Source organism: Ruania alkalisoli (genome assembly GCF_014960965.1).
In the GTDB taxonomy this organism is placed as follows: Bacteria; Actinomycetota; Actinomycetes; order Actinomycetales; family Beutenbergiaceae; genus Ruania; species Ruania alkalisoli.
In genome coordinates, this window is record NZ_CP063169.1 from 3001651 (window position 1) to 3022414 (window position 20764).

General features: G+C 69.4%; 19 protein-coding genes and 1 tRNA gene. 5 read left to right on the forward strand and 15 right to left on the reverse strand.

All coding sequences use genetic code 11. The annotated features are described in order from the left end of the window. Positions 1-68: 68 nt before the first annotated feature. The 4 genes from atpB to IM660_RS13395 are packed head-to-tail and all read right to left on the reverse strand — an operon-like array spanning position 69 to position 3611. Entirely contained in the window at positions 69-953 is an 885-nt protein-coding gene (gene atpB / locus IM660_RS13380) for a F0F1 ATP synthase subunit A (protein ID WP_193496191.1), read from the reverse strand. Positions 954-1005: 52 nt separating this feature from the next. Beyond that, positions 1006-1590: a Cg1360 family ATP-synthase-associated protein gene (locus IM660_RS13385; RefSeq protein ID WP_193496193.1), complete on the reverse strand. Its 585-nt coding sequence runs from the start codon at positions 1588-1590 to the stop codon at positions 1006-1008. Positions 1591-1614: 24 nt separating this feature from the next. Continuing rightward, entirely contained in the window at positions 1615-2736 is a 1122-nt protein-coding gene (locus tag IM660_RS13390; protein ID WP_193496195.1) for a glycosyltransferase family 4 protein, read from the reverse strand. Further along, a complete protein-coding gene (locus tag IM660_RS13395) occupies positions 2733-3611 on the reverse strand; it encodes an L-threonylcarbamoyladenylate synthase (RefSeq protein ID WP_425503834.1) in 879 nt (292 codons plus the stop codon). The genes IM660_RS13390 and IM660_RS13395 overlap by 4 nt, the downstream gene beginning before the upstream one ends. A 103-nt stretch (positions 3612-3714) precedes the next feature. Between IM660_RS13395 and IM660_RS13400 the strand changes: the two genes are divergently transcribed. Then, positions 3715-4122: a VanZ family protein gene (locus tag IM660_RS13400; RefSeq protein ID WP_193496197.1), complete on the forward strand. Its 408-nt coding sequence runs from the start codon at positions 3715-3717 to the stop codon at positions 4120-4122. 19 nt (positions 4123-4141) lie between these two features. Here the strand turns inward: IM660_RS13400 and prmC are convergent, their stop codons facing one another. The 9 genes from prmC to IM660_RS13445 all read right to left on the reverse strand — a co-directional run bounded on the left by prmC (position 4142) and on the right by IM660_RS13445 (position 14599). Continuing rightward, complete coding sequence (prmC, locus tag IM660_RS13405; RefSeq protein WP_246464948.1) at positions 4142-5038, reverse strand: peptide chain release factor N(5)-glutamine methyltransferase; 897 nt, start codon at positions 5036-5038, stop codon at positions 4142-4144. Further along, positions 5035-6120, reverse strand: a complete 1086-nt coding sequence (gene prfA, locus IM660_RS13410) for a peptide chain release factor 1 (protein ID WP_193496199.1) — start codon at positions 6118-6120, stop codon at positions 5035-5037. Before prfA ends, prmC begins: the two co-directional genes overlap by 4 nt. Before the next feature lie 82 nt (positions 6121-6202). Continuing rightward, positions 6203-8248: a transcription termination factor Rho gene (gene rho, locus IM660_RS13415; RefSeq protein ID WP_246464949.1), complete on the reverse strand. Its 2046-nt coding sequence runs from the start codon at positions 8246-8248 to the stop codon at positions 6203-6205. Between the two features lie 214 nt (positions 8249-8462). Then, positions 8463-9380, reverse strand: coding sequence for a homoserine kinase (gene thrB, locus IM660_RS13420; protein ID WP_193496203.1), 918 nt, complete (start codon positions 9378-9380; stop codon positions 8463-8465). Position 9381: 1 nt separating this feature from the next. Continuing rightward, positions 9382-10443, reverse strand: a complete 1062-nt coding sequence (gene thrC, locus IM660_RS13425; protein WP_193496204.1) for a threonine synthase — start codon at positions 10441-10443, stop codon at positions 9382-9384. Then, positions 10443-11750, reverse strand: a complete 1308-nt coding sequence (locus IM660_RS13430) for a homoserine dehydrogenase (RefSeq protein ID WP_193496206.1) — start codon at positions 11748-11750, stop codon at positions 10443-10445. Before IM660_RS13430 ends, thrC begins: the two co-directional genes overlap by 1 nt. Positions 11751-11879: 129 nt before the next feature. Then, positions 11880-13217, reverse strand: a complete 1338-nt coding sequence (lysA, locus tag IM660_RS13435; protein WP_193496208.1) for a diaminopimelate decarboxylase — start codon at positions 13215-13217, stop codon at positions 11880-11882. Next, positions 13214-13885 carry a DALR anticodon-binding domain-containing protein gene (locus tag IM660_RS13440; RefSeq protein ID WP_193496210.1) on the reverse strand — a complete coding sequence of 224 codons (672 nt, stop codon included), beginning with the start codon at positions 13883-13885 and terminating at the stop codon, positions 13214-13216. The genes lysA and IM660_RS13440 overlap by 4 nt, the downstream gene beginning before the upstream one ends. Before the next feature lie 60 nt (positions 13886-13945). Beyond that, positions 13946-14599, reverse strand: coding sequence for a hypothetical protein (locus tag IM660_RS13445; protein WP_193496212.1), 654 nt, complete (start codon positions 14597-14599; stop codon positions 13946-13948). Between the two features lie 178 nt (positions 14600-14777). On the opposite strand from IM660_RS13445, the gene IM660_RS13450 reads away from it, so the two are divergent. Beyond that, a tRNA-Arg gene (locus IM660_RS13450) sits at positions 14778-14850 on the forward strand. A 100-nt stretch (positions 14851-14950) separates the two neighbouring features. On the opposite strand, the gene IM660_RS13455 is transcribed toward IM660_RS13450, so the two are convergent. After that, positions 14951-16120 carry a hypothetical protein gene (locus IM660_RS13455; protein WP_193496214.1) on the reverse strand — a complete coding sequence of 390 codons (1170 nt, stop codon included), beginning with the start codon at positions 16118-16120 and terminating at the stop codon, positions 14951-14953. Between the two features lie 122 nt (positions 16121-16242). Here IM660_RS13455 and IM660_RS13460 point away from each other — a divergent pair, with 122 nt between their 5' ends. Next, positions 16243-17157 (forward strand): aldose 1-epimerase family protein, encoded by a 915-nt coding sequence (locus tag IM660_RS13460; protein WP_193496216.1) that lies wholly within the window; start codon positions 16243-16245, stop codon positions 17155-17157. A 54-nt stretch (positions 17158-17211) separates the two neighbouring features. Here IM660_RS13460 and IM660_RS13465 read toward each other — a convergent pair whose 3' ends face one another. Then, positions 17212-18528, reverse strand: coding sequence for a M23 family metallopeptidase (locus IM660_RS13465; RefSeq protein WP_193496218.1), 1317 nt, complete (start codon positions 18526-18528; stop codon positions 17212-17214). Between the two features lie 236 nt (positions 18529-18764). Here IM660_RS13465 and IM660_RS13470 point away from each other — a divergent pair, with 236 nt between their 5' ends. Further along, positions 18765-19505, forward strand: a complete 741-nt coding sequence (locus IM660_RS13470) for a response regulator transcription factor (protein ID WP_193496220.1) — start codon at positions 18765-18767, stop codon at positions 19503-19505. 10 nt (positions 19506-19515) lie between these two features. After that, complete coding sequence (locus tag IM660_RS13475; RefSeq protein WP_193496222.1) at positions 19516-20664, forward strand: sensor histidine kinase; 1149 nt, start codon at positions 19516-19518, stop codon at positions 20662-20664. The last annotated feature ends 100 nt before the right edge of the window (positions 20665-20764 follow it).

Below are 20764 nucleotides of genomic sequence, written 5' to 3' on the forward strand. Positions count from 1 at the left end.
TCGGGTGAGCGTCGGGTGTGGGTGCTACGGGTGAGTACGTGGTCCGCGACCACGCCCACGACTGAGGATCAGTGTTCCTCTTCGAGGGCGAAGTTGACGTAGATCGCGGACAGCAGAGTGAAGATGTAGGCCTGCAGCAAGGCGATGAACACCTCGAACAGGGTGATGAACAGCCCGCCGGCGAAGGCCAGCAGACCGGTCAGCTTGATGAGCCCGCCGCCCTCGAGCAGCAGGAAGTGGGTGGCCGCGAAGCACAGCACCAGCATCAGGTGCCCGGCCATCATGTTCGCCACGAGCCGGATCGTCAGCGTGGCCGGCCGGAGCACGAACACCTGCAGTGCCTCGATCGGAGTGATGAGCACGTAGGCGGGCCACGGGACCCCCGGCGGGAAGAGCTGGGCCTTGAGGTACTTCCCGAGACCGTGCTTACGCACACCCGCCGAGAGGTAGACGATGAACACCCACAGGGCCAGCACCAGCGGCAGCCCGACCCGGGACGTGCCGGCGATGTTGAGGAAGGGCACGATCCCGGCGAGGTTCATCGCGAGCACCGTGAAGAAGATCGTGGTGAGCATCGCCAGGTAGGGGCGAGCGCGCTCCTTGCCCAGGATCTGCTCGGCGATCTGATTGCGCACGAAGCCGACGCCGAGCTCGACGATGCTCTGGCCACGGCTGGGAATCAGGGAGGCGCGTCGGGTGGCCAGCCACAACAGCAGGAGCAGGACCGCGACGACGACGAGACGGACCAGCATGATCCGGTCGAAGCCGAAGAAGGAGCCCAGCTCGGTGCTGCCGAAGATGGCGTCCGGGAAGAACTCTTCGATCCCGGGGGCGTGGAAGCCGCCATCGTCTTCGCCCTCGGCAAGAATTGGCACGGCGATCGCTGCGGTGGACAGGGTGAACTCCCCAGGAACATCGGGCTCGTATCCATGCCGAACTGCTCCGGGCAGCATCGCAGGGACCGAACTCAGGTGGGCTGGAAGTGACTGAGGTCAGCCTACCTGATCATGCACGTGGATTGTGACGCTCCTGTGAAGGCTCGTCCCTCGAATCCGGGCGCGGATCGACCGGCTCCGTTGCTGGTGCATCCGCCCGGTCATCAGCAGGACCCACATCGGCCTGCGAACCATCCTGCGAGGCCACCGCAGACTGCGGGGTGACATAGGGAACCTTCGATGACGCCACCGTGATCAACTCGACCAGCACGGCGGCGATCACGGCCACGAACAGTGTGCCGAGGAACACACCCCGGTGGTAGAAGTCCTGGTCCCGGAGCCAAAGCAGAGCCACGGCCAGCAGGGCCATCTTCACCAGCCAGCCGCCCAGGAGCACGATCTGCAGCAGCTCCGGGCCGCGTCCGGCTACCAGATAGAGGGCGAGCACCGTCGTCGCCGTGAACACGAGCGAGATCCCGGCGGCCAGGAGACCCGCCCACACTCCCGCCAGGCCGGCCACAAGCGCGCCCACCAGCACCGACACCGCAGCAATGGCTGCCGCGGCCAGCAGCAGCCGGCGCAACACGGTACGGATCAGGGCCAGCACCGCGTCGGTGCGGATGTACCGGTCGTTGAGGAAGGCAGGCTCGGGCACGGGTGCGTCCTTCAGATCAGGTCCTCAGCTCGGACGTTGGCCGGCGGTGCGCTGCTTGAGGAACGATGGTGTGGGGATGGGCACCACGGTAATCACGGTCGCCAGCACAGCACCAATCGCGGCACCCATGAGCACCTGCGGGACCGGGAAGATCACCAGCGCGGCGGCGCTGAAGGAGACCACCGTGGTCCACAGGTACATGATCGCCACGGCCCGCCGGTGAGAGTGACCGCGGTCGAGCAGCTTGTGATGCAGGTGTGTCCGGTCAGCATGAAACGGGGACTTCCCCTTCATCAACCGGCGAAGACTGGTGACGGCGACGTCCAGCAACGGCAGGAGCAGCACCGCGACCGGCAGGACGATCGGGACGAACGCGGGCAACGCCTGCCGGGACTCCAGCACCGCGGGGTCGATCTGACCGGTGACCACGATCGATGCCGCGGCGATCGTCATGCCCAGCGGCATCGCGCCGGAGTCGCCCATGAAGATCCTTGCCGGATGGAAGTTGTGCGGCAGAAAGCCCAGGCAGGCCCCCACGAGCGCTGCGATCACGACCGTGGCGAGATCGGAGTAGTCGGTCGGGTTGTTGTTGCGGGTCAGCAGGTAGGTGTAGACGAAGAACGCCGATCCGCCGATGGCGATCACCCCGGCCGCCAGTCCATCCAGTCCGTCCACCCAGTTAACGGCGTTGATCGCGATCACCACCACGAGCACCGTCGCGAACAGGATCAGCCGGTCCGAACCGATGGTCAGGCCGAAGATCGGCAGCGTGACCAACGCCACTCCTTGCCAGGCCAGCACGCCGGCTACCAGGATCTGGCCGATCAGTTTGGTCACCCAGTCCAGGTCCCAGATGTCGTCGGCCACACCGAGCAGGCAGAGTGCTGTGGCGCACACGAGGATCGCCCACGGCAGTGTGTCGTCGAAGACAGCACCCAGGAACTCCGTACGGGAGGCGAACAACAGCGCGCACCCGAGTCCGGCCACCATCGCCACTCCCCCGAGCCGCGGCGTCGGAACCGTGTGCACATCGCGCGCACGGACCGCCGTCACGGCTCCGACTCGCTGGGCCAGGCGACGCGCCAGCGGTGTGGTCAGGTAGGTGACAGCCGCCGCGACGGCTAGCACGAGCAGGTAGACCCTCACGGCTGGGTGGCACCACCGGTGGTGTCAGTCTCCTCGGTGTCAGTGTCCTCGGTGTCAGTGTCCTCGGTGTCAGTGTCCTCGGTGCCGGGCTCGTCGGTGCCGGGCTCGTCAGTGCTGGGCTGGTCAGCCTCGTGCTCGCCCGGGGTGCCTTGACCGTCACCGTCAGCCTCATCGCCAACAGCCTCGTCGCCCTCGTCGGGCCCGTCACCGACCTCGGCCGGCTGGTTCTCCGGCAGCAACTCCGGTGCTATCGAACCGAGCTCTTCGGCGGTAAGCGCACCTTCGCGCACGATGCGCATCTGCGCCCCGGTCGCGTCCACGATGGTGGACGGCACCGGACCAGGGGTCGCTCCGCCGTCGAGGTACACCTTCACGGCACGGCCCAGCTGCTCGGCGGCGTCGGCACACGTGGTAGCCGAATCCTGCCCCGTCTTGTTCGCACTGGAGACGGCCAGCGGCCCCGTGCGCCGCAGCAGCGCCAGCGCCACCTCGTCGTCGGGCATCCGCAGGGCGACCGTGCCGTGGGTCTCCCCCAGGTCCCAATGCAGGCTGGGTTGCGCGGTCAGGATGACCGTCAGCGGCCCCGGCCAGAACTCGGTCACCAGATCCCGCACCGCCTGCGGGATCTCCGTGGCGAGCCCGTCCAGCGTCCTCACGTCGCCGATCAGCACCGGCGGCGGCATCTGCCGGCCGCGTCCCTTGGCGCGAAGCAGCGCGGAGACTGCCTTCGGTGTGAAGGCGTCGGCTGCGATGCCGTAGACCGTGTCGGTCGGGAGCACGACGAGCTGCCCGCTCGCCAACGTCTTGACGGCTTCGTCCAGGTGGCCCGCTCGGGCCCCGGCGTCGGAACAGTCCCTCAGAAGTACCTCGCTCACGAGGTCTGAGTCTGTCACGTCTCGGCACCGATCGGTCCATCTGCCCGTGCTTCGGTCATCCCGACGGCGGAGCCCACCCTCGCAGGCGTGGCAGGCTGAGCCCGTGCCCGACTCCGCCACCACCCCACCGAGCGCCTCCCGCAGGCGCCCAGGGACGACTCCTTCCAGCACCTGGCTCGTCCGTCTAGCCTTCGCGGGATCGATCCTGGTCCAGCTGGTGGTGCTGTACCTGCCGGCAACGCCCGACGGTGCGCCCAGCACTCCCGGGGCCGACAAGGCGGTTCATGTGCTCGTCTTCGCCGTCGTGATGCTGACCGGGCGGCTGCTTCCTCTGCCCGGGGTACCGCTCGCAGCCGTGCTGCTCGTGCACGCCGGTGTCAGCGAACTGGTCCAGCATCTGCTGCTCCCCGGCCGCAGTGGCGACCTGGCAGACATCGTCGCCGACATCGCCGGCATCGCGCTGGGCTGGTACGTCGCCTCCATGATCACGCGGCACCGGCTGCGCCGCTGACCGCGGGGGTGCTGCGTACCTACCGCCGTCGCGCCAGCAGCATCCGGTCCCGGCCCGTGAGGTCGGCACCGGTCCTGATCGCCTGGAGCTCGCCCGTCTCGCGCGCGAGCTCACGCACGGCCGCGGCCTGGACCTCGGCATGCTCCATCACGAACGTCCCACCAGGGCGAAGCAGCGTGAGCGCGCGCCGCAACACCCCGCGTGGCACATCGAGCCCGTCGTGGCCGCCTCCGTACAGTGCCAGGTCCGGATCGTGGTCACGCACCTCCGGATCGACCGGTACGGCATCGGGCGGGATGTAGGGCGGATTCGTCACGACCACGTCGACCGCGCCGTCCAGATCCGCCAGCGTCTGCGGGGCGGTGGCGTCGGCGCGCAGCACACGCACCTCGAGGCCGAGTCGCCGGGCGTTCGCTGCGATCGCAGCGCAGGCTTCCTCACCCAGCTCCACGGCGACAACCCGCGCCGAGGGCACCTCGCGGGCCACGCTCAGTGCGATCGCACCGCTGCCGCTGCACAGGTCCACCACGACGGGAGCATCCCCTGCCGCGCGCTCGGCAGCGGCGTCGATCGCCACTCCCGCCACGATCTCGGTCTCCGGCCGGGGAACAAACACCCCCGGCCCCACCTGCAGCTCGAGATAGCGGAAGTGGGCGACTCCGGTGATGTGCTGCAACGGCACCCGTCGCCGCCGACGATCGACGACCGCGGCGTACCGCACCCCGAAGTCCGCCGGCAACTCCGGAGGGAGGGCAAGCACGAGGCGGTCCACGCCGAGGACGAACTCGGCCAGCGCCAGCGCGTCCTGCTGAGGTGAGGCAACTCCCGCCTGGGTGAGCACCGCCGTCGCCCCGCTGACCAGCTGCCGCAAGGACGGCGAGGACGTCGGCTCAGGCCTGCAGGCGTGCTCGTTCACGCGTCTGCGGCACCGGCGAGCCGCTCCGCCTCATCCATCTGGATCGCGGAACCGACCACAGGGCCCAGATCACCGGCAAGCACCTGGTCCAGGTTGTAGGCCTTGTACCCCGTGCGGTGGTCGGCGATCCGGTTCTCGGGAAAGTTGTACGTACGGATCCGCTCGGACCGGTCCACGGTCCGGATCTGAGAGCGGCGCATTTCGGCCGCCTCGGCATCGGCGGCCTCCTGGCGGGCCGCCAGCAGCCGTGCTCTCAGCACCCGCATCGCCTGCTCGCGGTTCTGCAGCTGCGACTTCTCGTTCTGCATCGAGACCACGATGCCGGTAGGCACGTGGGTGATGCGCACGGCCGAGTCGGTGGTGTTGACGCTCTGCCCTCCGGGACCGGATGAACGGAAGACGTCGATGCGCAGGTCGTTCGGGTCGATCTCCACCTCGCCCGCGTCCTCGACCTCCGGGAACACCAACACGCCGGCGGCGGAGGTATGGATCCGCCCTTGCGACTCTGTCACCGGCACCCGTTGCACCCGATGCACGCCACCTTCGTACTTCAGGAAGGCCCACACTCCCTCGGCCGGGTCGGTCGACCTCGACTTGATCGCCATCGAGACGTCCTTGTAGCCGCCGAGGTCGGAGTGGGTCTCATCGAGGATCTGTGTCGTCCACCCCTGGCGTTCGGCGAAACGCTGGTACATCCGCAGCAGGTCGGCGGCGAACAGTGCGGATTCCTCACCGCCCTCACCGGCCTTCACCTGCAGGATGACATCGCGTCCGTCGTCGGGGTCACGTGGGATCAGTACCCGCCGCAGCACCTCGGCAGCCTCGGCGGCCGCCGCCTGCAACGGCTCGACCTCCTCAGCGAAGGTGGGATCGTCGGCGGCCAGCTCGGCGGCGGCCTCGGCATCCTCACTCGCACCGCGCCAGGCACGGTAGGCCGCCACGACCCGGCCGAGCTCGGCATACCGCCGGCCGAGGGTGCGAGCGCGCGCCTGATCGGCGTGCACCTGCGGATCGGCCAGCGCGGCCTCGATCTCCGCGTACTCCGCCAGTAGCGGATCCACCGCGATGAACACCTCGCTCATCTGCACCCTTCCCTCGACGCCGGTTGCCTGTGCGCGACGTGCCCGGCTCCGCCCTCGTGGGTCAGAGCCGGGCACTCACGTGCTAATCGGAACCGTGCGCGGGGGTGGTCTTGTTCACGGTGAGGAGGAACTCCGCGTTGGAGGAGGTGCTGCGCATCTTGGACTGCACCAGCTCGATTGCCTGCTGCTGGTCCAGCGACCCCAGCAGACGCCGCAGCTTCCACACGATGGCGAGCTCCTCAGAAGAAACGAGCAGCTCTTCACGGCGGGTGCCGGAGACGTTGACGTCGACCGCCGGGAAGATCCGCTTGTCGGCCAGGTGACGGGACAAGCGCAGCTCCATGTTGCCGGTGCCCTTGAACTCCTCGAAGATCACCTCGTCCATCTTCGACCCGGTCTCGACCAGGGCTGAGGCGAGGATCGTCAACGACCCGCCGTGCTCGATGTTGCGTGCCGCACCGAAGAACTTCTTCGGCGGGTACAGCGCGGAGGCGTCCACGCCGCCGGAGAGAATCCGTCCCGAGGCCGGTGCCGCGAGGTTGTAGGCGCGCGAGAGGCGGGTGAGGGAGTCCAGCAGCACCACCACGTCCTGCCCGAGCTCGACCAGTCGCTTGGCGCGTTCGATCGCCAATTCCGCCACGATGGTGTGGTCGGAGGCCGGCCGGTCGAAGGTGGAGGCGATCACCTCACCGGAGACCGTGCGCTCCATGTCCGTGACCTCTTCCGGCCGTTCGTCCACGAGCACCACCATCAGGTGTACCTCGGGATCGTTGGCCGTGATCGCGTTGGCGATCTGCTGCATCACGATCGTCTTTCCCGCCTTGGGCGGGGCAACGATCAGGCCGCGCTGTCCCTTCCCGATCGGGGCCACGAGGTCCACGATCCGGGGCGTGAGGTCCTTGCCGCCACTCTCCAAGCGCAGCCGGTCCTGCGGGTACAGCGGGGTCAGCGTGGAGAACTCAGGGCGCGGACCAGCCTCGTCGACGGGCACGCCGTTGACCTGATCGAGGCGCACCAGCGCGTTGTACTTCTGCCGCTGGTTGTTCTCGCCCTCCCGTGGCTGACGGACAGCCCCGAGGATTGCATCGCCGCGGCGTAGACCGTACTTCTTGACCTGACCGAGCGAGACGTAGACGTCGTTCGGACCGGGCAGATAGCCACTCGTGCGCACGAAGGCGTAGTTGTCGAGGATGTCGAGGATCCCGCCGACCGGGAGGAGCACATCCTCCTCGGTGATCTCGATCTCTTCCTCGACCGGCTCCGGGCCGCGCCCACGGCGCTTGCGGTCACGGTAGCGGTCGCGTCCCCGCCGACGGCGCCCGGACCGTTCGTCCTCGGAGTCACCACGTTGCGGGCTCGAGTCACGGCCGGAGCCCTGCTTCTGCCCGCCGGATTCCTCTTCCTGCTGACCCTCCGGTCGGCGCCCTTCGGGGAGGCGGATGTCATCCAGCGACGGCTTGCGCGCAGCCTCGCTGTCTTCTTGCTTGCCGGAGCCGGGCAGGTCGAGCTGCGGCTGACGCCCGGTGGAGCGCGCACGGCGGTTGCGACGCGGCCCACCGTCCTGGTCCGGGCCGCTTCCGCCGGAGTCACGTGCACCGCGAGACTCCTCGGATGACCCTTGACGCTGCTGACCCTGATCGTGCTGGCCGCGCGCCTGCTGGTCCTTCTGGACCTGGTTCTGCTCGCCCTGGTCCTGCTGGGCTGGCTTCGTCCTGGCCCGCTGGCCACGGTCCTGGTTCCGGGTGCGCCCCTCGGCGGCAGCAGGCTCAGCCCGCCGAGCCTGTCCAGCACTGTCAGCCTGTCCAGCACTGTCAGGGGTCACACCGCCTGTGGCGGGCTTGTCGCGCTTCGCAGGCTTGTCGCGCTTCGCAGGCTTGTCGCTCTTCGCAGGCTTGTCCTGCTTCTCGGTCGCCGCCGGCGGAGCGGCCGGAGCCGAGCGCTCACCGTTGCTCGTGGCCCGGCCGGAGCCGCCACGCGCCTCACGGATCGCCGCGACGAGGTCGCTCTTGCGCATCCGGCCGGTGCCCTTGAGGCCCATCTCAGATGCGATGGCCTGAAGCTCGGCAAGGCGCAATGAGGACAGCGCCCCGCTGCGACCGGTGGCGGACGTGGAGGTGGATTCTGGCACGAGGTTCCTTCTCTCGACACGCACCCGATCAGATATGTCCGGTGCGGCAGATGTCATCGGCCACGACGGGCCGGAGTGGATGGGGCCACGCCCGCGGCATCGCCGCACGTGGACGGGCACGACCACCAGGGCCTGAGCCCCGAGATGGTATGCCCCACAAGCCTAGCACCGAGGGACGACGAGCGGGACGAGACCAGAGGACCGGCCCGGACTCCTAACGGGAGTTCTCGATGCCCGAACCTGCAGTGAGCGGCAGGACGCCGTCGGTGTCGATCCCTGGGCGTCGCACGCTCCACTCCGGCCCGAGGCCGGCCACGGTGGCACCGTCCAGCGCGGACAGCACGAGCACGGTCGGTCCCGCTCCCGAGATGACCGCGGGGTGCCCTTCCGAACGCAGCCGCCGCACCAGGGCGACACTGGCCATCATGGCATCGGCCCGCTGCGCCTGGTGCAATCGGTCCGCAGTGGCGGGCAGGAGCAAGTCCGGGCGCGAGGTCAGCGCCAGGGTGAGGAGACCGGCACGACCGGCGTTGAAAGCCGCATCGGCATGGGAGACCGTGGCCGGGAGCGCGGCACGCGCCCGGCTCGTCGGCAGTCGTTCGGTGGGAATGAGCACCGTGAGCTCGATCCGCGGATCGACCTCGAGACGAGCGGCGCGAGCCTGACGTCCGTCCATCCACGCCACGGTCGCACCACCCAGGAGGGCCGGGGCGGCATTGTCGGGATGGCCTTCGAACTCGGTCGCGAGCTGCAGCAGCACGTCGTCAGCCAGTGCCTCCGGTTCACTGATGAGCCCACGGGCCGCGACCAGCCCGGCGATCACGGCAGCAGCGCTGGAACCGAGACCGCGGCCATGCGGGATGGCGTTCTCACAGTCGAGGGAGAAGCCGGCCTGCGGGGCGCCGACGTGGTCCAGTCCCGCGCGCAGCGCACGCACGACCAGGTGATCGTCGCCGTCGGGCACCTCCCCAGCACCTTCGCCGAATACCCGCACCTCGGTACGTCCGGTCGTGGCCCGCACGCGCACGCGGTCGTGGATCGTGTGGGCCAGGCCGAAGGAATCGAAGCCCGGCCCCAAGTTGGCGCTGGTGGCGGGCACCTGCACCCGCACCTCGTCGTGAACCAGCCGCATGTCAGCCCAGGCCGAGGGCTCGCGCCGCGTCTGCGACGTCCGTCCCGATCACCTGCGGATCCACCGGACGTTCGCCGAGTGCGGTGGCTGTGTCCTTGAGCCCGTTGCCCGTCACCGTGCACACGACGGTGGCGCCCTCAGGCACGTCCCCCGCCTCGGCACGGGCGAGCAGCCCAGCCACGCTGGCCGCGGAAGCCGGCTCGACGAAGACCCCCACCTCGGAGGCGATCATCGCCTGTGCATCAAGGATCTGCGCGTCGCTGACGGCGTCGATCCGGCCGCCCGAGTCGTCCCGTGCCGCCACAGCGAGTTGCCAGGACGCCGGGTTACCGATCCGGATCGCGGTGGCGACGGTCTCCGGAAACTCCACCGGTTCCCCCTTGACCAGGGGGGCTGCGCCGTCGGCCTGGACACCCCACATCTGCGGAGTGCGGGAGGCGAGTCCATCGGCGGCGTACTCGCGGTAACCCATCCAATAGGCGGAGATGTTCCCGGCGTTCCCCACCGGCAGCACGTGAATGGCGGGCGCCTCCCCGAGAGCGTCCACCACCTCGAAGGCAGCGGTCTTCTGCCCCTGCAGCCGGTAGGGGTTCACTGAGTTCACCAGTGCCACCGGATAGGCCTCAGCCAGTTCGCGCACGATCCGCAGGCAGTCATCGAAGTTGCCGTCCACGGCCAGCAGCGTGGCACCGTGCACGATCGCCTGCGCGATCTTGCCGGCAGCGATCTTCCCGTGCGGCAGCACCACGGCGCACCCGAGCCCGGCCCGGACGGCGTAGGCCGCAGCGGAGGCAGAGGTGTTCCCGGTCGAGGCGCACACGACCACCTCGGTACCCGTCCCGGCCACCTTGCTCATCGCCATCGTCATGCCACGGTCCTTGAAGGAGCCGGTGGGGTTGGCGCCCTCCACCTTGAGATACACCTGCGCGCCGGTCGCCGCCGAGAGCGAAGGGGCCGGCACCAGCGGGGTACCGCCCTCTCCCAGCGTCACGACGGGGTCGCCGTCCTCGATCGGGAGTCGGTCGGCGTACTCGGCGATCACGCCGCGCCACGGCTTGGCCATCAGGTTCCTTCCACACGCAGGATCGAGGTGATCCGTTCGACCACCTCAAGAGTATCGAGATCGGCCACCGTGGCCGCCAGGGCCGATTCGCTGGCCGAGTGGGTCACGATGACCAGTGCCGCCCCCTCGTCGGGGTCGCGCATCCCCTGACGGACAGTCTCGATGGAGACACCGTGCGCGGCGACCACTGCGGCGATCTCGGCGAGCACGCCGGGCACGTCGAGCACGTCCAAGCGCATCTGGTACCGGGTGTGCACCGCCTGGGCGGGCATCGGCGGCAGGGCCGCGTGCGCGGACTCCGAAGGTGCCTTGCCTCCGTTCACGCGGTGCCTCGCCGCGGCGACGACGTCCCCCAGCACCGCGCTGGCGGTCGCCTCTCCCCCGGCTCCGGCACCGTAGAACATCAACGTGCCCGCCGCCTCGGCCTCAACGAAGACGGCGTTGAACGGACCCCTCACGCTCGCCAGCGGATGCTCGACCGGCACCAGGGCCGGGTGCACGCGCACGGCCAGGCCACCGACGCCGTCATAGGTGCCCTGCTCGGCGATAGCGAGCAGCTTGATCACATGCCCGGTCTGCGCGGCCGAGGCGATGTCCTCGGGACTGATCGAGGTGATGCCCTGCACGGGAACGTCATCGAGGGAGGTACGCGAGTGAAATGCGAGCGAGGCGAGGATGGCCGCCTTCGCGGCGGCGTCCAGGCCCTCGACGTCGGCCGTCGGGTCGGCCTCGGCGTAACCCAGCTCCTGTGCCTGGGCGAGCGCCTTCTCGAAGTCGAGACCACCCGAGGTCATCTCGTCGAGGATGTAGTTGGTGGTGCCGTTGACGATGCCGAGGACGCGGGTGATCTTGTCCCCCGCGAGAGACTCGCGCACACCACGGACCACGGGAACCGCGCCGGCGACCGCAGCCTCGTAGAACAGGTCGACCCGGGCAGCGTCCGCCGCCTCGTAGAGCTCCGGGCCATGCTGGGCGAGAAGGGCCTTGTTGGCCGTGATGACACTGGCACCAGCGGCCAGGGCGCCAGTCACCAACCCGCGGGCCGGTTCGATCCCGCCCATCAACTCGATCACGATATCGGCGCTGGTGGCCAACCCCCGCAGATCCTCGGTGAGCAGCTCTGTCGGCACGACGGGATCACGCGGCGTGGCCGTGGAGCGGACCCCGATCCCGACGAGTTCGAGGCGAGTACCGGTCCGTGCATGCAGCTCGGACGCGTTCGTCAGGAGGCGGCGGACCACCTCGGTCCCGACCACTCCGCATCCGAGCACTGCCACCCGGAGGGTGGCGGGGGCGCCGTCGTTCATGGTCTCCTTCGTAACGTCTTCTGGTGGAGCGCAGGTTCGTCGGACCTTCGCCCGCTCGCAGGCATCTCAACAATAGAGGTCTTGGTGCCTGTGCCTGTGCCGCGTCCCACGTCCCGGGCGTTCTGGTGCTCAGCCCAGGTCGAGCGCGAGCAGATCGTCCACCGTCTCCCGCCGCACGATCTCGCGCGGCGCGCCGTCCCCGAGTGCCACGACCGGCGGTCGCGGCACGAGGTTGTACTGGGAGGCCATCGAGCGTCCGTACGCCCCGGTGGCGGGTACGGCGAGCAGGTCACCGGCGGCGATATCCCCCGGCAGGCTGACGTCCCGGATCACGATGTCCCCGCTCTCACAGTGCTTGCCCACCACCCGAGCAGGGACCGGATCGGCGCTCGAGGTGCGCCCGGCGAGCTCGGCGTGATAGTCCGCCCCGTACAGGGCCGGGCGGATGTTGTCGCTCATTCCCCCGTCCACGGAGACGTACAAGCGGGAGCCGCCATCCTCGAGCTCGACCGGCTTGACGGTGCCGACGCGATAGAGCGTGACCATGCTCGGGCCCACGATCGCCCGCCCGGGTTCGAAGGAGTAGTCCGGCTGCGGCGTTCCGAGCCGCTCGCACTCCCGCCGGCACGCCTGCGCCAGGGATGCGGCGAGCGCTTCGATGTCGACCGCCTGCTCCTGCGGGGTGTAGGCGATGCCATAGCCACCCCCGAGGTCGAGCTCGGCGGCAAGGTGCCCCGTGCGCTCGGCGAGCGTGGCGCGCAGGCCAAGCAGGGCAGCGGCCGCGGCCGCGAACCCATCGGGGTCGAGGATCTGGGATCCGATGTGGGAGTGGAGGCCGAGCAGCTCCAGGTGCTCGTTGGCAACGATCTGCTCCAGCGCCTGCAGTGCCGCTCCGCTCGCGAGGGACAGACCGAACTTCTGGTCCTCGTGGGCGGTGGCGATGAAGTCATGCCCGCCGGCGTGAACCCCGGTGGTCACGCGAACCATGACGGGGGCGCGCTGGCCACGTGCCGCTGCACGTGCGGCCACCAGGTCGATTTCCGGGAGGGAGTCGATGACGAGGCGGCCGATCCCGTTCTCGAGCGCGAGATCGATCTCCTCGACGGATTTGTTGTTGCCGTGCAGACCGATCTCCGCACCGTCGATACCGGCCGCGAGGGCCGTGGCGAGCTCGCCCGCCGACGCCGTGTCGATCCGCAGTCCTTCATCGCGCACCCAGCGGGCGACGGCGCGGCTCAGGAAGGCCTTGCCGGCGTAGTAGACCGACACCTGTGCCGGGGCGAAAGCCTCCTCGAAGGCTCGCCGGTAGCGGGCGGCCCGGGAGCGTAGGCCAGGCACGTCGAGCAGGTAGGCGGGCGTACCGAAGCCAGCGGCGAGCTCGGTCACCGGGATCTCGTTCACGTGCAGGACACCGTCGTGGACGTCGGTGTTCTCCGGCCACAGGTGCGGGCTGGTCGGATGGGTCACAGGTGCTCCGGGGCGTCGAGGCCGACGGCGGTCAGCTCGGCGGCGAGCGCGAGCGCGACCGCGTCGTTGATGGCCAGGCGGGTGCGGTGGGTCGAGGTTATCTCCTCCAGACCGCGCGGAGATGTCCGGGTGGCCGCGAACCAGGCCTGGAAGGCGGACGAGAGCCCGCGGGCGTGCGCCTGGATCGTCCGGTCCCGTCCGCTGCGCAGGACTGCCGGTGCTCCAGCGAGGGTGGTCAGGAGCCGCCGGTCGGCGGCGGTCGCCTCGTCGAGGCTGCCCTCAGCCGTGTCGGGTCGGACGCCGTGTTCACGGGCCGAGCGCGAGACTGAACGCGCCCGGGCATGAGCGAAGCGCACCGGGTGCAGCCGCTGCACCAGTTCCGGTCCGGCGGCTCGCGGGGTCCCATCGGCGGGCGCAGGCAGACCACCGAGCAGGATCTCCGGCACCACCCGCACCAGACTCGCCACCGTCAGCCCGATGCTGACGGTGGGGCCATGCGCATCGCACTCGCGCACGTCGGGATGACGGCGCAGGGCAGCGGCGAGTTGTTCTGCGCTCGCTGCGGGGTCTCCCGGCAGTGTGCGGGCAACGTCGGTGTGCCAGTCGGCGCTGCCCCGGGTCGCCGCTCGCAGGGGAACCTTCGCGCCGCGCAGGTCCAGCGCGGCCACGATGGTCCGCGCGAGGTCCTCGGGCCAGACGATGTGAGCGGGCGTGTTCAGCTCAACACCTCAGAACGGCAGCGAACCATAGAAGTCCTCCACCGAACCCTCGGGTCCCGTGGCCTGGAAGACGATCGCAGCCTCGTCGTACCAGAAGATGTCGTAGTCCTCGGCGCCGGCGTAGTCGATCCGGGTACCGGAACCGTCCTCCCAGACCGAGCCCTCGTAGTCGGGGTCGCCGCGGTCGGCCCGAACGCCGGCCAGGTAGTCGGCCGCCGGGTCCTCGCCATCGAAGGAGAGCGCGGTCAGAGTCACGGTGCCCACCTCGGAGGTGAACGTGCCGGAGTACGCCTCCTGCGACTGATCGCTGAGCTCGGAAGCATCGACCCAGCCACCCTCGAGCAGCCAGGCGGTCCCGTCGCTGGCCACGATCACGTCCGCCTCGGCGGTCAACAACTCCAGCAGCTCGCCGCTACCGCTCGTCTCAGCAGTCGACGGGGTCGGGGTGGGTTCGGAGGCCTCAGACGAGGTCGGGGCGGTCGTGGGGATCGGGTCGTCGTCGGCGTCGATGAGCAGGATCGCTCCAACGATCAGGCCTGCGAGCACCACCACACCCCCGACGACGGCGAGGATCACCCCGAGCGCACCACGTCCCCCACGTTGGGGCGAGATTGGCGGGGGCGGCGCGTCCGACGGCTGTCGGCTGCTGGGATCGGTGGTCACGACGGATCCTCTCGATGGTGTGCTCACCATTGTTTCATCACAGGAAGCAGCACGTACCGGGTACCGGTGGGTGGGTGGTCGCGAGCGCTGCGAGACGAACCGGGCCGATTTCTTTCCTGGACCGGTGCCCTGGTAGTCTCCACTGCGGTGTCAGCCCCTGGTTTTCCAGTGGGCGTCCGCCCCTGTAGCTCAGTGGATAGAGCGTCTGCCTCCGGAGCAGAAGGTCGTGGGTTCGAATCCCGCCGGGGGCACCGAGGCGCTTGCGCCGTTGTGCTCCCGAGTGGATTCGCCGACGAGCGTAGCGACGGCTCCCGCCGGGATTCGCTGATTCCGGCCTCTCAGCCCCCTTGCTCAGGGAGTCCCGAGCAGGCCGCCCAGCAGGTCGTCGACGATGCCCACTAGATCGCCCACCAGGCCGCCGGACTCCTCCTCATCGGGCTCCGGTTCCGGCTCGGGTTCGGGCTCCGGATCCGGGCTGGGGGCAGGCGTCGTGGGTGCAGGGGTCGGGGTCGGGCTGGGAGCGGGTGTCGGACTCGGCTGCGTCGGTTCCGGCTCAGACGGCGCAGGCTGCGAAGGAGAGGGCTGCGACGGCTGACTGGGGGCCGGCTGCGAGGGCGACGGCTCACTGGGCGGCGTCGTCCCACCCGCCGACGGCGAGGACGACGGTTGGGAGCTCCCACCTGTCGTCGTGGTCCCGGATCCGGTGCTGCCCGTCGCCGACGGATCAGTCGAGCCCGGACCAGTGGTGCCAGGGTCACCCGCCGGAGCATCCTGCGACTCGGTCGGATCCTCGCTGGGTTCCTTCGTGGGCTCGGCGGTTCCACTCTCCGACTCGTTCAGCCCGCCCGCTTCGTGCGCGAGGCCACTGCCGCCCTCGCCGACCCGATCGGACGAACCGTCGCTCCCGGCACCAATCTGCTGACCGGCCTGTTGCGCGGGAGCCTCGAGCGGGCTCAAAGCCGACGGCAGTACGAGGACCAGCAGTCCGAGGAGCAGGAAGGCCACACCAACCGGGATCCGCCACGGCACCCCGCGCCGTCGCTCCTCAGGCTCGTCACCGCCATCCGCGAGGACCACCGCACCTGGAGCGAGGAACATGGTCGAGGCGAGCGGGTTGAGAAATGTGTCCGCCTGAGATGCGGCCGCGGCGATGGCGGCCGTCTGTGCCCGGCAGCCGCTGCACGTGCGGCCATGCCGTGAGGTCGGCAGCTCGTGGACGCTGACTGCCGCGGCGACCAGCCGCTTGCGATACCGATCGCACACCACGTTGTCGGCAGCGGCGATGGCGGGGGCGATGTAGGCGCGCCGGAACTGCCGGTCGGCATGGACAGCACGAGCCGCCACGGTGGTCACGTCCAGATCGAGCTCTGCCGCGACATCCTCGAGCGACTGACCCTCCTGGCACATCCGCGCGATGAGCTGATGGGACTGCCGGCCCAGCCCCGTCAGAGCGTCCTCGATGCGCTCGGCAGTCTCGCCGGACTGCGGCATGGCGCCCTCGAGCGGCGTGGTCGTGCGCATCGTTCCCCCGATGGTCAGCCGTTGATCGTCCGTCCAGTATGCCTGGTCCCAGCACCTCCGCGCGAGGGCCCATCATCCGGTCCTCGCGCCACGGGCAGAAGTGAGCGCAGTAGGGTGAGGCCGTGCAGCCCACTTCACCCACCGGACAGCAGTTTCAGATCACCAGCGGCGAGGCGGTCGCGACCGTGACCGAGGTAGGCGCTCACCTGCGCGAATTCCACGTCGGAGGACGCGACGTCGTCGTCCCGTTCTCGGCAGACGATCTGCCACCGGCCTCCCACGGAGCAGTGCTGGCGCCGTGGCCGAACAGGCTCCGGGACGGCCAGTACACGTGGGACGGTATCGACTACCAGGTACCGATCACCGAGCCCGCGCGGGGCACGGCCCTACACGGTTTGGCCAGCTGGCAGCGTTGGACCGTGGACGAGCACACCGCAGACGTCGTCCTCCTGAGGCTCGACCTCCCTCCGACGCCGGGATACCCCTTCGCGCTGACGCTCACCGTCCGCTATGCACTCGGAGCGGACGGCCTGCACATCACCACCACGGCAACGAACACCGGAACAGCCGATGCCCCCTACGGCGTGGGCTTCCATCCGTGGCTCTCTCCCGGCCCCGGATCGCTCGACGACGCCGAGCTGCAGCTCGATGCCACCCGGTGGATACCCACCGACGACCGCCTCCTCCCGACCGGAGTGGCGGACCTACCCGCCGAGCTGGACTTCCGTCAGCCACGCCGCCTGGCGCGGACCGAGCTCGACGACGCGTTCGTCGGTGCCACCTACGATGCAGACGGCCTGTCATGGCTACGTCTGCGCGGTTCAGACGGTCGCACCGCCGCGGTGTGGATGGACCGGTCGATGGGCTGCTGGCAGATGTGCACCGGGGACCACGTCGCCGCAGTCTCTGCCCAGCGCACCGGACTCGCAGCCGAACCCATGAGCTGCATCGCTGACGCGTTCCGCACCGGTAGTGACCTCGTGCGACTCGCTCCGGGTTCCAGCCACAGCGTGACGTGGGGGATGAACCTGTTGTAGGTCACGGCCCCCGCTGCCAGCACCGCACCAGCCCTGCTCGCCGGCGCTACGGGCTCAGTTCTCCGTGCACTGCAGGGTCTCGGAGGTCAGTGGCACCGCGTGCTCGGCGAGCCAGAGCTCCGGGTCGACCGTGGTGAGAGACTCATCCAGGTGCACTTCGAGGTGCAGGTGCGGTCCGGTCGAGTTGCCGTACGAACCGACCGCGCCGATCGTCTCGCCGACGGAGACCTGCTGGCCGGCCTGGACATAGACACCGTTGGGGTACATGTGCACGTACCAGGTCCAGAACTTCTCCCCGTCGACCTCATGCTCGATGATCACCAACATGCTCGACCGACCGTCGCGCCCGACCCCGGCGTAGGTGACGGTGCCATCGGCCACAGCGTGAATCGGCGTTCCGGCGGCCGCTGACATGTCCAGACCGGTGTGCTGACCGTAGGACCCCCAGATCGGGTGAACCCGGTTGCCATAGCGCGACGTGAGCTGGTAGTTGCCTTCGACCAGCGGTTGCACGATAGGTGGTGCAGTCGCTTCCACCTCGGAGGCGAGCACACCGTTGGCTTGCACGGGAGTCGTGACGCAGGAGCTGGGGATCCGCTCGGTCCCGCTCCGGCTCGCCGAGACGAGTGAGCGCAGCGAGGCCAACGGATCAGCCGCCAGCGCAGTGGATGCGCCAGAGAAGTCCGGGGTACCACCGGAGGTGAGGACGTCGTATGCGCTGTTCGCGGCCACCGGGTTGCCGGTCGCCATCTCCGTGGAGGTGGCGGGTGTGGCCGCACCGCTCAGCGGCACCACCGTGGTCAGCGCGCCGAGCGCGCCGAGGACAGCCAGGCGCGGTAGCCACCGGTAGGTCGTCCCGCCGCGCTGCGAAGCAGACCGCCGACGCGCAGCACGGCGCTGCTCGCGGTTGCTCGCGCTCTGACCGAGGACAACCTCACCGAAAGGATGGGCGGAGGTGGATGGCTTCTGCGCTGCAGCATCACCCGGCACATGCGCATCCATCGCAGCGTGCTCGCCTGCGACGTCGACGGGCACAACAGCCACCGCGTCACGATCCTGGACCTGGTCTTGGTTCTCGCCCAGCACGACCGGCCCTGTGGTGACCGCCTCCGCGCCGGACGCCATCTGCTCGTCCGAGATCGGCTGTGCACTCGTGCCCGGTGCGTCCGCGCGATCATCACGATCAGGCGCCACGTCCTCGCGCGCGCCATCGGCAGCACGCTCGGCGGCCGCAGCACGCTCCCGCGCCCGGATCTCCCGGCGGGTCAGCGGCCGCTCCCGTTGTGACCCAGCGGAGGCGGGGCCACCCTGCTCACGCTGCGCGGCGAGGCGCAGCTGTCGCCGAGTCGGGAGCGCGTCAGCGGAAGACACACGCTGAGGACTCACACGGCCTCCGGACGGGGGTCGGACGGGGATGGACAGTGGTTCGGGCGCACGTGGCACCCACGTTCATACGTCAGGGAAGGTGGCCAGTCTACGTCGAGTCCACCGGTGGTGAACAGCAAGCAAACCAGATCACGAAAGCATAACGGACAGCGCCGTCAAGAGTCCACACCCGCGCCGCGTGTGCGAGTCGTCTCACACCACACCTGTGCGAGAGTTTCACCATGACTGCCGCAGCCGCAGGGACTCTCGCGACCGTCGTGCTCGTCGTCGAGGACGAGCCGGAGATCGCGAACCAGATCGCTCGCCGCCTCGAGGCCGAGGGGTGGCGCCCGCATATCGCGGGAACCGGGCCCGACGGCGTCCGGGCCGCCGAGGAACTCGGACCCGACCTCATCGTGCTTGACGTGATGCTTCCGGGTATCGACGGCCTGGAGGTGTGCCGCCGGATCCAGGCCAGTCACGCCGGCGCCGGCACCACCGCTCCCCCGATCCTCATGCTCACCGCACGCGACGATGAGACCGACATGATCATCGGGCTGGGCGTGGGAGCCGACGACTACCTGACCAAGCCGTTCTCGATGCGCGAGCTACTCGCCCGACTGAAGGTCCTCCTCCGGCGGGTCGATCGCGCCCGTCAGGCGCCGCCGAACGGGGAGCACAGGGTGGCTGATGCCCCGCTCGCACTCGGCGACCTGGTCATCGACCGGGCCGCTCGACGAGTCATCCGCAACGGGAACGAAGCCCATCTGACCCCCACCGAGTTCGACCTGCTCGCCTGCCTCGCCCAGAGCCCGCGCACGGTGCTTTCCCGCGAACGACTGCTCGCCGAAGTCTGGGACTGGGTGGACGCCTCCGGCACGCGCACCGTGGACTCGCACGTGAAGGCGCTGCGCCGCAAGCTCGGTTCGGATCTGATCCGGACGGTGCACGGGGTCGGATACGCACTCGAACCGACCACATGAGACCGGCCCCATGAGTCGGGCGGGACGACTACGGCACGCACGGGGCGCCGTCAGTTGGCGTGACCGATTGGACGGCATCTACGGGGATCTGCGCCCGCTGGATCCGGTGCGCTCGATCAAGATGAAACTCATCGTGATCATCGGCGCCACCGTGGCCCTGTTCACGGTGGTGACCTGGATCGGGGACCGCTTCGAGTTCGGGGTGCTGCGGACGTTTCCGGTGGCCCTGGTGTGCTCGCTGGTGCTCACTCAGATCCTCGCACGCGGGATGACCCGGCCGCTGCGGGAGATGACCAGCGCGGCGGGCGCCATGGCACGCGGGGACTACAGCCAGCGGGTGCACACCGACAGCCAGGACGAGGTGGGTCAGCTCGCCGCTGCGTTCAACTCCATGGCTCAGGACCTGGACACTCTCGATACCCAGCGCCGGGAAATGGTGGCCAATGTCTCCCACGAGCTGCGCACCCCGGTGGCCGCGCTACGCGCCCAGCTGGAGAATCTTGCCGACGGCGTGGTGGCACCCGAGCCCGAGGCGCTCGAGTCCGCCCTGACTCAGGTGGAACGACTCTCCCGGCTGATCACCTACCTGCTCGACCTGTCCCGCCTGGAGGCCGGCGCCGCCGACCTCGATCTGAGCGATCTGGAGGTGTTGCCGTTCCTCGAGGACGCCGCCGCTCAGGCCCGCCCGGCAGCTGAGACCGGTCTGCACTGGCACGTCGGCGTCGAACCGGCGAGCCTTCGGCTACGCGCGGACGCCGAGCGCCTCCGGCAGGTCATCTTCAATCTGCTGCAGAACGCCTCACGGCACTCCCCGCCCGGCGGAACCATCTGGCTGTCCGCGCGCGCGGACAGGGCGAGGGCCGCCGTCGTGATCGAGGTGCTGGACGAAGGGCAAGGGATCCCGGTGGCGGACCGGCAGAAGGTGTTCGAACGGTTCGAACGCGGCAATGCACCCGGGCAGCGCGGCGGCCAGAGCACCGGCGGCACAGGGCTGGGGCTGGCCATCGCGCGCTGGGCGGTGACCTTGCACGGTGGGACGATCGCGGTCGTCGACCCGCCCCACGGGTCCGGGGCGATGATCCGGGTGACGCTGCCAGCAGCTGGGCCCTCCCGGTCGGCCGACAGTCCCGGAACTGGACATCGCCCAGCCAGCCCGTGACCGACTGTTGACGAACGGTTGGCACCACGACCCGGACGGGTGTCAGTATCCGGGACTGATCGCGCAAACGCGCCGGGAATGGGCGCCCCCACCACCGTCG